The sequence below is a fragment of the Jannaschia seosinensis genome (assembly GCF_001408515.1).
In the GTDB taxonomy this organism is placed as follows: domain Bacteria; phylum Pseudomonadota; class Alphaproteobacteria; order Rhodobacterales; family Rhodobacteraceae; genus Jannaschia; species Jannaschia seosinensis.
Genome location: NZ_CYPR01000066.1, coordinates 1 through 12635, shown reverse-complemented (window position 1 = coordinate 12635; position 12635 = coordinate 1). Strand labels below are relative to the sequence as shown.

Here is a 12635-nt window from a genome sequence, read left to right as displayed (position 1 = left end):
AAGCGGACTGCCACGGGAGAGCACGCGTTCGACGCGCTTTGCGCCGCCCTCGACATCGACCACCGCCTGACCCCGCCGAAGTCGCCGCAGACCAACGGAATGGTCGAGCGCTTCAACGGCCGGATCGAAGAGGTCCTGCAGAGCCACCATTTCCGATCAGGCGAGGACCTGGAGACCACGCTCCACCGATACGTCTGGCTCTACAACCAGCAGCTCCCGCAAGCAGCGTTGGCCAGCAAGGCGCCCTTGCAGGCCATGAAGGACTGGCACAAAATCAAGCCAGAGCTGTTCAAGAAACAGCCATACTACCTTCCGGGATGTGAGAGGTAACCGATACTGCCTGTGGCTTTCTTGGACGTCTCGCCGGATCGTCAGATATTCCGAGTGCCCGTACTCTTGCTGCGGCCATGCCACCTTCCCTGGCGCATGCCTTGGCTCCAAATCCCATCAATCTCACTTGACCCTGCGGTGGTTCCGTGTGACCGGCACGCATGATCCGCCGCCTTTATGACTGGACCTTGGCATGGGCCGCGCATCCCCACGCGCTTTGGGTTCTCGCGGCAATATCTTTCGCCGAAAGCTCCTTCTTCCCGATTCCGCCTGACCTGCTGCTGATCCCGATGATTCTTGCGGCACCGCACCGTGCATGGCTGATCGCGGGCGTGTGCACGTTGGCAAGCGTGCTGGGCGGCGTCGCGGGCTATGCAATCGGCTATTTCGCGATGGAGGCGATCGGCGAACCTATCCTGATCGCGCTCGGCAAGGCGGACGGGTTTGACGCGTTCACCGAACGCTACAACGAATGGGGGGCTTGGGCCGTGCTCACGGCAGGTATCACGCCCTTCCCTTACAAGGTCATAACTATCATGTCGGGCGCGACTGCGCTGTCGCTGCCCGTTTTCCTGGTTTCTTCGGTAATTGCGCGGGGCCTTCGGTTCTTCATCGTGGCGGGCCTGCTCTGGGCTTTCGGTGCCCCGGTACGCGGCTTCATCGAACGCCAGTTGGGACTGGTCTTCACCGTCTTCTTGGTGATGCTGTTCGGCGCGTTCTATGTCCTGAGGTTTTTGTGATTCTCGACCGCTTTTCCAGACGGCGCCTCCTTGCCTTCGCCACGCTCGGTCACGCGGGATTGCTGGGCGGGGCATTCGTGTTCCAGCTAGCCGGATACGCCCCCTGCGCAATGTGCCTGTGGCAGCGTTGGCCCCACGCGGCCGCAATCGTGCTTGGCGTCGCCGCGCTGGCCGGAGTCGCGCCCCGTGTCACGGCCGCGCTTGCCGGTCTGGCCGCGCTCATCACGGCAGGGCTCGGGTTCTTCCATGCCGGCGTCGAGCAGGATTGGTGGGAGGGCCCGTCGAGCTGCACCGGCGGCGGCGAAGGTTTGGGCGCATTCTCGGGCGCGGATCTGCTATCGACCGAGATCGCCGATAGCGTCGTCCTGTGCGACGACATCGTCTGGCAGCTCGGTCTGACGATGGCGGGATGGAATGGCGTGCTGTCCCTTGGGCTGGCGGTGATCTGGGCGGTTGCGGCCTCGCGCCCCTCGACGGGCCGCGTCACGCCATAGCCCCTCGGGTCAGTGCAGGGTGAATTCCCCCACGACATTGCGCCATTCGCCGGCGGCAATCAGCTTGCGGTGGCTGAAGCGCACGGAGTGAAGCGGGCCCTCGATCTCCTCACCCCAATATTCGATGAACCGGAACAGGCGCGGGTGATCGGGCGCGAGATCGTAATCCTGCCAGATGAAAGTGTTGAGGACGTGCGGATGATCGGGCATGCGATAGAACATCTCGGCCGTCGTGAGGCCGTAGCCCTTCATCATCATCTCGGTCTCGGACATTTCGCAGGTCATCTGGAACGCTCCTTTTACGGCCCCCGTCCCGATGAAACGCGGCGATCCCGGCTTTCGTCAATGAAAATAAACCGTTGGCACTCCTTCCAGACGGCTGCTTCGGGAGCGGCTGCGCGCCTCTGACCCACGTTCCGACAACCGAACCCGTTGAGACCAGATGAGGGGGATGCTACAGGATGTCTCAACAAGATATGGATTCCGGCCGAGGCGAAAATTCGCATGAACGACGACCCGCAAACCCCTGAGAACGAAAACGAGCCCCCTCGCGTGCCGATGGCCCATGACGGGCCGCAGATCGCGATTGTCGATGAGATGCGGACGTCGTTTCTCGACTACGCCATGTCGGTCATTATTTCGCGTGCGATTCCCGACCTGCGCGACGGGCTAAAACCCGTTCACCGCCGCATCCTCTACGCGATGATGGAGGGCGGCTACACCCACGACAAACCCTACCGGAAATCCGCCAAGTCGGTGGGCGACGTGATGGGCAGCTATCACCCGCACGGCGACTCGGCCATCTACGAGGCCCTTGTGCGGATGGCGCAGGACTTTTCGATGTCGCTGATGCTGATCGACGGTCAGGGCAATTTCGGCTCGATGGACGGCGATAACGCGGCTGCCATGCGCTACACCGAAAGCCGACTTGCCAAGGCCGCGCAGATGCTGCTGCTCGATCTCGACAAGGACACGGTCGATTTCCAGCCGAACTACGACGGCAAGGAGCGGGAGCCGACTGTCCTTCCGGCGCGGTTCCCCAACATGCTCGTCAATGGCGCTGGCGGCATCGCGGTCGGTATGGCTACCAACATTCCGCCGCACAATCTGGGCGAGGTGGTCGACGCCTGCCTTCACCTGATCGAGCATCCGGATGCGTCGGACGAGGCGCTGATGGAGATCGTGCCGGGGCCGGACTTTCCGACCGGCGGCATGATCCTCGGACGCTCCGGCATCCGCAAAGCTTATCTGGAAGGTCGCGGCAGCGTCATCATGCGTGCGCGCACGCGGGTGGAGGAGATCCGAAAGGACCGCTTCGCCATTGTCCTCGACGAGATCCCCTATCAGGTGAACAAGGCCACGATGATCGAGCGGATCGCCGAGGCCGCCAAGGAACGGCGCATCGAGGGGATCGCCCACGTTCAGGATGAATCCGACCGCGTCGGCGTGCGCGTCGTGGTCGAACTCAAGCGGGACGCGACGGCCGAAGTCGTTCTGAACCAGCTGTTCCGCTTCACGCCAATGCAGACGTCTTTCGCCTGCAACATGCTCGCGCTTAATGGCGGCCGGCCGGAGCAGCTTACGCTGCGCCGGTTCCTCACCGCGTTCCTCGAATTCCGCGAGGAGGTCGTCGCGCGCCGCACGGCATACCTGCTCAACGAGGCGCGGGACCGCTCGCACGTGCTTTGCGGTCTAGCCGTGGCGGTCAGCAACGTGGACGAGGTGGTCGCCACGATTCGCGCCTCGGCGGACGCGGCCGATGCGCGCGAGAAGCTGATGGAGCGGCGCTGGCCGGCCCACGATATCGCCGATTACATTCGCCTGATCGACGATCCGACCCACAAGATAAACGAGGACGGCACCTACAACCTGTCGGAGCGGCAGGCCCGCGCGATCCTTGAGTTGCGCCTGCAACGCCTGACCCAGATCGGCGTGAAGGAAGTCACCGATGAACTCGAAGCTCTGGCCGCGAAGATCAAGGATTATCTCGACATCCTCGGCTCGCGTGCCCGCATCCTCGAGATCATCTCGACCGAACTGCGCGAGGTCCGTGAACAATTCGCCGTGCCGCGCCGGACGGAGATCACCGACTGGTCCGGCGATATGGATGACGAGGATCTCATCGAGCGCGAGGAGATGGTCGTCACAATCACTCAATCGGGCTACGCAAAGCGGACGCCTCTCGCGGAATTCCGCGCGCAGAAACGCGGCGGCAAGGGGCTGAGCGGCATGGCCACCAAGGAGGAGGACGTCGTCACGACCCTCTTCGTGGCCAACACGCACACGCCGCTTCTGTTCTTCACGACCGATGGAATGGTCTACAAGCTCAAGACCTGGCGCCTGCCGCAGGGCGGCCGGACGGCCAAGGGCAAGGCGCTCGTCAACCTGCTGCCGATCCAGATCGGAACGGGAATCGCCGCGATCATGCCCGTGGACCGGGACGAAGCTGATTGGGGTGACCTGCAGGTCGTCTTCGCCACCGACCACGGAACAGTCCGGCGCAATGCCCTGTCCGATTTCGCCAACGTCATGCGCAACGGCAAGATCGCCATGAAGTTCGAGGGCGAGAGCGAAGGCTGGAAGCTCATCAACGCGCGGATCGCGTCGAACGATGACGACGTGATGCTGGTGACCCGTTCGGGCCGCGCGATCCGCTTCCCCGCGACCGATGTCCGGATCTTCAATTCCCGCGCCTCGGTCGGCGTGCGAGGCATTCGTTTGGGCGAAGACGATGCGGTCGTCTCGATGGCCGTCATCCGGCACTTCGACGCGACCAGCGAGGAACGGACGGCTTATCTCAAGATGCGCCGTGCGATGGCGGGTCTTGGCGACGACGCCGAGGCCGAGGAGGAGGAGGCGCCAGCCGATCCGAACTTCTCGACCGAGCGCTACTCCGAGATGTCGGCGGCCGAGGACCTGATCCTGACAATCACCGAGGGGGGCGCGGGCAAGTTGTCGTCGTCCCATGATTATCCGGTACGTGGACGCGGCGGCATGGGCGTCGGCGCGCAGGACAAGGCGGCGCGTGGCGGCCCGATCATCACGGCGTTCCCCGTGGATCTCGACGACCAGATCATGCTGGCAACCTCCACCGGACAATCGATCCGCGTGCCCGTCGACGGAATCAGCTTCCGCTCGCGCAGTGCCGGTGGGGTGAAGGTGTTCGACACGCGCCGGGGCGAGCGGGTCGTGTCGGTCGCGCGCGTCGCCGATCAGTCCGACGAGGTGGATGAGGCACTGGGCGATGGAGGTGACGCGGCAAACTGACGCGGCGTCATGCTCCTGTTGGCGGTTTTGCACGATAAGGTCGCGTTAAACCGCTTTTGTGGCGATGGTATCGACCGTCTGTCGATTGGACGCCGCCACTGACTGGGAGGTCGCCAATGACGCTCGACAACTGGGACGATCTCAAGTTCGTCCTCGCCATGAAACGTCACGGGACAATGTCGGCCGCGGCGCGCTATCTCGACACGAACGTCGCCACTGTTTCTCGGCGGATCGAACGACTGAGCCAGGAACTGGGCGTTCCGCTTTTCGAGAAGCGGGCGGGCATCTTCGTGCCGACCGAGACGGCTGACCGGCTTGCCACGATTGCCGAGGAATTTGACCACCGCCTGAGGACCGAGATGGCCAACGTGCATTCCCGTCTCGGCGAGGGCGTTGTTCCGATCGAGATCGCGGCTCCGCCCGCCGTTCATCAGGAATTCGTGCTGCCGCGGACGTCTGAGCTGGCGGAATACCTTCCGCAGGTCTTGCTGACCTTGAGCGACAAGACATTTGCACAGGGATTGGGCGAAGCGGATATTCAGGTGCGGATCGGCCGGCCGGATGGCGGGCGGCTCAAGGCACGGAAGTTCCGTGACTTTTCGATGCGCATCTATCACGGGCCTGACCATGTGCTCGACGGCGAGTGGATCGGCTTGTCGCACCGCTATCCCGATGCTGATCTCTTGCGCGAGGTCTACAAGAAGGCGAGCCGCCTGCCCCGCTACCGCGTCGAGGAGATGCCTATGGCGCTCAACATGGTGCGAAACACAGGCCTGCCCGGCCTGCTGCCCGACTTTCTGGTGAAGGATGAATACGGGCTGGTCCTCGCGGATCTTCCCGACAACGATCTGCGCGGAGAGCTGTGGATCACGTACCACGAAACGCGGCACGGCGACTCGACGTTGCGCGCCGTGGTTGACTGGTTCTGTGCCAATAGTGGGGGCGAGACGATCCGCCCGGCGAGCGAGTAGCTATATCATTTTCTTGAAAACGGTTTTGCGGAATTGAAGGTATGCGCCCTGTGCCGCACGACCCTAGGGTCCGATCTGCGGGGCAGCACAGGCAATGAGGCATCCGGCGCCGAACGACCGGAACAGGGGCAGGATACGAGCAGGCCCTGACCCGCAAAACGAGAAGACTTCCACGCAAGGCGTGCCGCGCCGCCCCTTCCGGGCGGCTTTTTCATACGGGGTTTCCCCGGGGGGCCGCACGCCTTATCTGACAGGCATGACAGAAAGACTTCATATCGTCGGCGGCGGAATGGCCGGATCCGAGGCCGCATGGCAAGCCGCACAGGCTGGCGTACCCGTCACCATTCATGAGATGCGGCCGCGTGTCGGGACGTTTGCGCACCGCACCGGCTCGCTGGCCGAGATGGTCTGCTCGAACTCCTTCCGCTCCGACGATGACGAGCAGAATGCCGTCGGACTTCTGCATTGGGAGATGCGGGCCGCCGGCGGCCTGATCATGGAGATGGCCGACCTCCACCGCCTGCCCGCGGGCGGCGCGTTGGCGGTCGATCGTGATCCCTTTGCCGAAGCGGTGACGGAGCGCCTGCTCGCGCATCCGTTGATTGAGGTCGTGGACGAAGAGGTGACGACCCTGCCGCGCGACGGCAGCTGGATCATCGCCACGGGGCCGCTGACGGGCTGTGGGCTGGCACAGGCCATCGCGGCTGAGGCGGGTCAGGCGAGCCTGGCCTTCTTCGACGCGATCGCACCGATCGTGCATTTCGACTCGATCGACATGAGGAAGGCATGGCGCCAGTCGCGCTACGACAAGGGCGAGACGGAAGCGGAACGCACCGCCTACATCAACTGCCCGATGGATCGCGATCAGTACGAAGCCTTTATCGATGCCCTCCTTGCGGCCGAGAAAGCTGAGTTCAAGCCGGGCGAGACGGCGGGCTACTTCGATGGCTGTCTTCCCATCGAGGTCATGGCTGAGCGCGGCCGCGAGACGCTGCGCCACGGTCCGATGAAGCCAGTCGGGCTGACTAATCCGCATCAGCCGAAAGTGAAGGCCCATGCCGTGGTGCAATTGCGCCGCGACAACGCGCTTGGCACGCTTTACAATATCGTCGGCTTCCAGACCAAGATGAAGTACGGTGTGCAAAAGTCTGTTCTTGCCATGATTCCTGGGCTGGAGGAGGCGCGGTTTGCGCGGCTTGGCGGGATTCACCGCAACACGTTCATCAACTCTCCGACGCTGCTGGACGGGCAGATGCGGCTGCGGTCGCGGCCAAACATCCGCTTTGCCGGACAGATCACGGGCGTCGAAGGCTATGTCGAAAGCGCCGCCATGGGTCTGCTTGCCGGCCGTCTCGCGGCGGCGGAAATGCGCGGCGAAACGCTGCCGGAGATTCCCCCGACCACGGCCGTCGGCGCCCTCGTGTCGCATATCTCCGGTGGTGCGGACGCAAAGTCTTTCCAGCCGATGAACGTCAATTTCGGCCTCTTCCCGCCGGTCGATGCGCGCGGCGGACGTCGCAATCGGCCCGCGCGCTACAAGCTCTACACCGACCGGGCAAAGGTGGACTGGACGGAATGGCTGGGGCATTCGGCAGCCAAGGCTGCGGAGTGAATTTTGCTCATGCGCCGGCCATCGTCGCGTTATTCTTCCGGCAGTCCGGGCGGACCGGTCTTGATGAGATTGTGGAGGCGCGAGTCGTCCTCTGGAAATTCTGGAGGGCCCTTCAGGCCAACGGCATGTTCCGGCTGAAACAGGCGCGCTTCAAGCCAGCCCCCCTGACTGAAGTGCAGGACACCCAAACCTGCACCCGTTGCCATCTGTGATCACCCGGTTTGCGCCCTCGCCGACCGGGCCACTGCATCTGGGCCACGCTTGGGCGGCTATGGTGGCCGACGACTTCGGGACGATGCTTCTGCGGATCGAAGATATCGACCGTCAGCGCTCGAAGCCTGAGTGGGAGGCGGCGATCTATGACGATCTCCGCTGGCTCGGCCTCGACTGGCCTCGCCCGGTGATGCGCCAGACCGAGCGGATGGCCGCCTACGATGCAGCTTTGGACCAGCTTTGGTCCGACGGTCTCCTCTACCCCTGCAAATGTCGTCGGCGGGACATATTGGCCGCCGCTTCCGCGCCGCAGGAGGGTGCCCCGCTCCTGGGCCCGGACGGGGTCGTCTATCCCGGCACATGCCGCAACGCGTCGCGTGCGGGATCTCGGCCCGAAGGCGTCGCCCTGCGCTTGGACGCGGGGGCCATCGGCGATCTCGCCTGGCGTGAGCGGGATACCCCGCGCAGGATGAATGGCGCGACGTTTCGCGAAACGATCGGCGATGTCGTCGTCGCCCGTCGCGATTTCGGCACGAGCTATCATCTGTCCGTTGTGGTCGACGACGCTGTGCAGGGCATCGATCTGGTCACACGGGGCGCGGATCTCGCCGAGGCGACGCCGGTCCACGTCGCGCTACAACGGCTCCTCCGGCTGCCGACGCCCAACTACCACCACCACGACCTTGTCCGCGACGGAGCCGGGCGACGACTGGCGAAGCGCGACGACGCGCGCGCCATCGCCAGCTATCGCGACGCGGGATGGAGTGCGGACGCATTGCAGGCGCGTCTGCGCGAAAGCCGCATCGCTCCCTGATCCCGCCGGTCAGGCGGACGCTGCACCTGCCGCGGGCTGCGCCGTCTCCACCAAACGCGCGAAGAAGCTGGCCCCGATCGGCGCCACCGCATCGTTGAAGTCGTATTCCGGGTGGTGCAACGACGCGCCCGGCCCTGTCCCTAGGAACACATAGGCGCCGGGGCGTGCCTGCAGCATGTATGAAAAATCCTCCGCACCCATCTCGCGGACGGCGTCGGGATCGACGCGATTATCCCCCACCACCGCGCGGGCAACCTGCACGGCAAGCGCGGCCTTGTCGGGGTCGTTGATCGTCGCCGGATAGCCTCTGTCGTAAAGCAGATCGACCGCAACGTCGTAGGTTGCGGCGATACCTTCCCCGATCGCACGGATGCGACGTTCGGCCATGTCGCGGACGGCCGGATCGAAGGTGCGGACCGTGCCGGACAACTTCGCCTCCGCGGGGATGATGTTGTTCGCGCTGCCCGTGTGGATCTGCGTGACCGAGAGGACGAGGTCGTCGGTCGCGCAATGGTTTCGAGTCACCACCGTCTGCAGGGCGGTCCCGAGGCCGAGCGCCGCCACGACAGGATCCTTCGTCTCGTGCGGCAGGGCGCCGTGCCCGCCGACGCCGCGGATCGTGAAGTTGAACTCGTCCACAGCGGCGAGCACCGCACTGGAATTCGTCATGAACGCGCCCTCTTCAGCGCCCTGCGTGTTGTGAATCCCGAAGACCTGCGCGATGTCGAACCGATCCATGATGCCTTCGCGGACCATCACGTCACCGCCGCCGCCGGCCTCCTCTGCCGGCTGGAAGATCAGCGCGACGCGGCCGGTGAAGTTGCGCGTCTCGGCGAGATATCTTGCCGCGCCCAGCAGCATCGTCGTGTGCCCGTCATGGCCGCAGGCATGCATGTATCCCGCATTTTGCGACGCGTGTTCGGCGCCGGTGGCCTCGTTGATCGGCAGCGCATCCATGTCGGCCCGAAGGCCGATGGTGGGCCCGTCCCCCTGCCCTTCAATGATCGCGACGATGCCAGACTGCGCAATCCCTTCATGCACCTCGTCGACACCGAAGGCGCGCAGCTTCTCCGCCACGAACCGCGCGGTCTCGGGCAGATCGAAGCCCAGTTCCGGGTGGCGGTGCAACCAACGGCGCCATTCGCGCATCTCCGGCTCCATTGCGGCGATCGAGTTGATGACGGGCATGGGCTTGTCCTTTGCGTGCGGCTAATCGCAGATGACACCGGCAGCGGAGGAGACGCAATGGACGACATCTGCACCACACCCGGTGGCGGGCTGCCCCGACTTCTGGCCATCATGGCACGGCTGCGCGACCCCGAGACGGGGTGTCCGTGGGATATCGAGCAGGACTTCGCCTCCATCGCCCCCTACACGATCGAGGAAGCCTACGAGGTGGCCGACGCCATCGAGCGGGACGCTTGGGACGAGCTGGAAGGGGAGCTGGGCGACCTCCTGCTCCAGGTGGTCTACCATGCGCGGATGGGTCAGGAGACAGGACGCTTCGACTTCCACACGATCGCGGATCGGGTCGCCCAGAAGATGGTTGACCGCCACCCGCACATCTGGGGCGAGGCCAGCCGGGAGAAGTCGGCCGAACAGCAGGTCGCCGATTGGGAGGCCGCCAAGGCGAAGGAGCGCACGGGCCGCACGCTCGATGGTGTGGCGCTTGGCTTGCCTGCGTTGCTGCGCGCGGTGAAGCTGCAAAACCGCGCGGCACGGGTGGGGTTCGACTGGCACGAGACGGTGGCGGTGCTGGACAAGCTGCGCGAAGAAGCGGCGGAGCTCGTCGAGGCCCGCGAAGACCTCACGGCCAGCGAAGTCACGGAGGAGATGGGCGACCTCCTGTTCGTCATGGCGAACCTCGCCCGCCATCTCGGCGTCGATCCCGAAGGCGCCCTGCGCGGTGCGAATGCAAAGTTTCAGCGCAGGTTTGAGGCCATTGAGGACGCCCTGTCGGCGGAGGGGCGAACCCCGGCGCAGTCGGACCTGGCGGAGATGGATGCGCTGTGGGACGCCGCGAAACTGCGTAAAAAAGAGCGATAAAAATAATCGGGATTGACCTGATTGTTTTAGTCGGGAATATGGGGCCCATCTTTCAACAGGAGGCCTCCGATGCTTCGCACCACCATCCTTACGACCACGGCCCTGGCAATCGCCGCGCCCGCATTTGCCGCCGAGGTGAATGTCTATTCCTACCGCCAGCCCGAGCTGATCGCCCCGCTCGTGTCGGGATTCGAGGAAGCTTCCGGTCACACGGTCAACATCGTGTATATCGACAAAGGCATCACCGAGCGTCTGCAGGCAGAGGGCGGCCGCTCTCCCGCCGATCTGATCTTCACCGTCGACATCTCCCGCCTCTCGGAGGCGAAAGATGCCGGTGTCACCCAAGCAGTCGAGAGCGAAGTCCTCTCCACCAACATCCCCGACGCCATGCGTGACGACGACGGTCACTGGTTCGGACTGACCACGCGGGCCCGCATCGTCTATGCCAGCAAGGAGCGCGTGGGCGAAGACGAGGTCACCACCTACGAAGACCTCGCCGACCCGAAGTGGGAGGGCCGGATCTGCACCCGCTCGGGCACGCATGTCTACACGATCGGCCTGATCTCCGCGATGATCGAACATAACGGCGTCGAAGAAACGCGCGAGTGGCTTGAAGGCGTGAAGTCGAACCTCGCCAAGGCTCCGGAGGGCAACGACCGTGCGCAGGTCAAGTCGATCTGGGCCGGTGAATGCGACATCTCGATCGGCAACACCTACTACATGGGTGCGATGCTGGCCGACCCGGAGCAGCAGGAATGGGCCAATGCGGTCCGTATCGAATTCCCCGAGTTCAAAGACGGCAGCGGAACGCACGTCAACATTTCCGGCGTGGCGATGACGGCCGGCGCACCGAACCGCGATACGGCGCTTGAGTTCATGGAGTACCTTTCCTCCCCCGAGGCGCAGGAAATCTACGCCGAGGTCGTGAACGAATATCCCGTTGCCGTGGGCGCCGAGCCATCGGAACTCGTGGCTTCCTGGGGCAGCTTCACGCCCGACGATACCGACCTGACCGCCATCGCCAGCCACCGCGCCGAAGCGCTGAAGCTCGTCGAGGAGGTCGATTTCGACGCCGGCCCCGGCAACTGAGCCAAAGACCGCAGGCTGCCGTTCCAAGCGCTGTATCAAGGCGCTTGATCCGGCAGCCGCTACTCGGTCAGGATAATCTCTGATCAAACGGTCAATCCCACCGCTTTCTGAGGATCGGCCCACAGTTGCCGTTTCAGACTTGGAGCCTTTCACCGTTTCATAGACTCTTTCAGCACTCTCCCGCTCGAAAAGGTCCTTTTGCGGGTTCCGTTAAGTCAGATGGCCAGCGAGACACTGCCGCAAGAAAGCGTGTTTTACATCGCGAGGCCTTGGCCGATCCTGCATTTCGCAGTTTTTCACGGGGAATTACGGCGATCCCGTCGCACGAGCCGCATTTGAATAGCGTTTCTATGATCAAGGATAATCGAGAGCTCCTCGCCCGCTTGATTCCATTCGAATCGACAAATGATTATCTTTGACTGGTATAATGCAGTGGAGCGACGGGTATTGCTCCACTCATTGTCCGCCGCGGAAACTTCGGCGAACAGCATGCTTAAGTGTCACATCCCGGAAGGTAGTATGGCTGTTTCTTGAACAGCTCTGGCTTGATTTTGTGCCAGTCCTTCATGGCCTGCAAGGGCGCCTTGCTGGCCAACGCTGATTGCGGGAGCTGCTGGTTGTAGAGCCAGACGTATCGGTGGAGCGTGGTCTCCAGGTCCTCGCCTGATCGGAAATGGTGGCTCTGCAGGACCTCTTCGATCCGGCCGTTGAAGCGCGCGACCATTCCGTTGGTCTGCGGCGACTTCGGCGGGGTCAGGCGGTGGTCGATGTCGAGGGCGGCGCAAAGCGCGTCGAACGCGTGCTCTCCCGTGGCAGTCCGCTTGCGCAGGCCGAAAAGGCGGTCGGTGAACTCCTTGCCATTGTCGGTGAGAATGGTGCGGATGCGGAACGGGCAGGCGCGCTCCAGATCGCGCAGGAAGCGCCGTGCGTTGGCCGCGGTCTTTGCCGGGAAGACACGGATGAAGACCCATCGGGTCGCCCGGTCGATGGCCACGAAGAGGTAACGGCGGCGGGTCTCATCGGCCATTTGCGGCAGGTATTTCACGTCGATGTGGAGGT

General features: G+C 63.8%; 13 protein-coding genes. 10 read left to right on the top strand and 3 right to left on the bottom strand.

From position 1 onward, the window contains the following. From JSE7799_RS06045 to JSE7799_RS06035, 3 genes are all read left to right on the top strand, one after another. On the top strand, window positions 1–330 hold a 330-nt coding region (locus JSE7799_RS06045), incomplete at its 5' end, for an integrase core domain-containing protein (RefSeq protein ID WP_144431581.1). Between the two features lie 161 nt (window positions 331–491). Further along, on the top strand, window positions 492–1070 hold the full coding sequence (locus JSE7799_RS06040) for a YqaA family protein (RefSeq protein ID WP_055662825.1): 579 nt from the start codon (window positions 492–494) through the stop codon (window positions 1068–1070). Next, on the top strand, window positions 1067–1564 hold the full coding sequence (locus JSE7799_RS06035) for a disulfide bond formation protein B (RefSeq protein ID WP_245624813.1): 498 nt from the start codon (window positions 1067–1069) through the stop codon (window positions 1562–1564). The genes JSE7799_RS06040 and JSE7799_RS06035 overlap by 4 nt, the downstream gene beginning before the upstream one ends. Window positions 1565–1573: 9 nt before the next feature. On the opposite strand, the gene JSE7799_RS06030 is transcribed toward JSE7799_RS06035, so the two are convergent. Next, window positions 1574–1849: an usg protein gene (locus tag JSE7799_RS06030; RefSeq protein ID WP_245624812.1), complete on the bottom strand. Its 276-nt coding sequence runs from the start codon at window positions 1847–1849 to the stop codon at window positions 1574–1576. Between the two features lie 219 nt (window positions 1850–2068). Between JSE7799_RS06030 and gyrA the strand changes: the two genes are divergently transcribed. The 5 genes from gyrA to gluQRS all read left to right on the top strand — a co-directional run bounded on the left by gyrA (window position 2069) and on the right by gluQRS (window position 8441). Beyond that, a complete protein-coding gene (gene gyrA / locus JSE7799_RS06025) occupies window positions 2069–4831 on the top strand; it encodes a DNA gyrase subunit A (protein ID WP_055662824.1) in 2763 nt (920 codons plus the stop codon). Window positions 4832–4947: 116 nt separating this feature from the next. Beyond that, window positions 4948–5802, top strand: a complete 855-nt coding sequence (locus JSE7799_RS06020; protein WP_055662823.1) for a LysR family transcriptional regulator — start codon at window positions 4948–4950, stop codon at window positions 5800–5802. Between the two features lie 256 nt (window positions 5803–6058). Next, window positions 6059–7414 carry a methylenetetrahydrofolate--tRNA-(uracil(54)-C(5))-methyltransferase (FADH(2)-oxidizing) TrmFO gene (gene trmFO / locus JSE7799_RS06015; protein WP_055662822.1) on the top strand — a complete coding sequence of 452 codons (1356 nt, stop codon included), beginning with the start codon at window positions 6059–6061 and terminating at the stop codon, window positions 7412–7414. Next, window positions 7378–7626, top strand: coding sequence for a hypothetical protein (locus tag JSE7799_RS06010; protein ID WP_144431580.1), 249 nt, complete (start codon window positions 7378–7380; stop codon window positions 7624–7626). The genes trmFO and JSE7799_RS06010 overlap by 37 nt, the downstream gene beginning before the upstream one ends. Beyond that, a complete protein-coding gene (gene gluQRS, locus JSE7799_RS06005; RefSeq protein WP_055662820.1) occupies window positions 7623–8441 on the top strand; it encodes a tRNA glutamyl-Q(34) synthetase GluQRS in 819 nt (272 codons plus the stop codon). Before JSE7799_RS06010 ends, gluQRS begins: the two co-directional genes overlap by 4 nt. Window positions 8442–8450: 9 nt before the next feature. Here the strand turns inward: gluQRS and JSE7799_RS06000 are convergent, their stop codons facing one another. Further along, a complete protein-coding gene (locus tag JSE7799_RS06000; RefSeq protein ID WP_055662819.1) occupies window positions 8451–9629 on the bottom strand; it encodes a M20 aminoacylase family protein in 1179 nt (392 codons plus the stop codon). A gap of 57 nt (window positions 9630–9686) precedes the next feature. Between JSE7799_RS06000 and mazG the strand changes: the two genes are divergently transcribed. Then, window positions 9687–10487, top strand: a complete 801-nt coding sequence (gene mazG, locus JSE7799_RS05995) for a nucleoside triphosphate pyrophosphohydrolase (protein WP_055662818.1) — start codon at window positions 9687–9689, stop codon at window positions 10485–10487. 69 nt (window positions 10488–10556) lie between these two features. Then, the gene (locus tag JSE7799_RS05990; protein ID WP_055662817.1) at window positions 10557–11576 is read left to right on the top strand and encodes a Fe(3+) ABC transporter substrate-binding protein; all 1020 of its coding nucleotides are present in this window, start codon (window positions 10557–10559) and stop codon (window positions 11574–11576) included. Between the two features lie 493 nt (window positions 11577–12069). Here the strand turns inward: JSE7799_RS05990 and JSE7799_RS05985 are convergent. Then, window positions 12070–12635: DDE-type integrase/transposase/recombinase (locus tag JSE7799_RS05985; RefSeq protein WP_144431579.1), on the bottom strand; the 566-nt coding region annotated here is incomplete at its 5' end.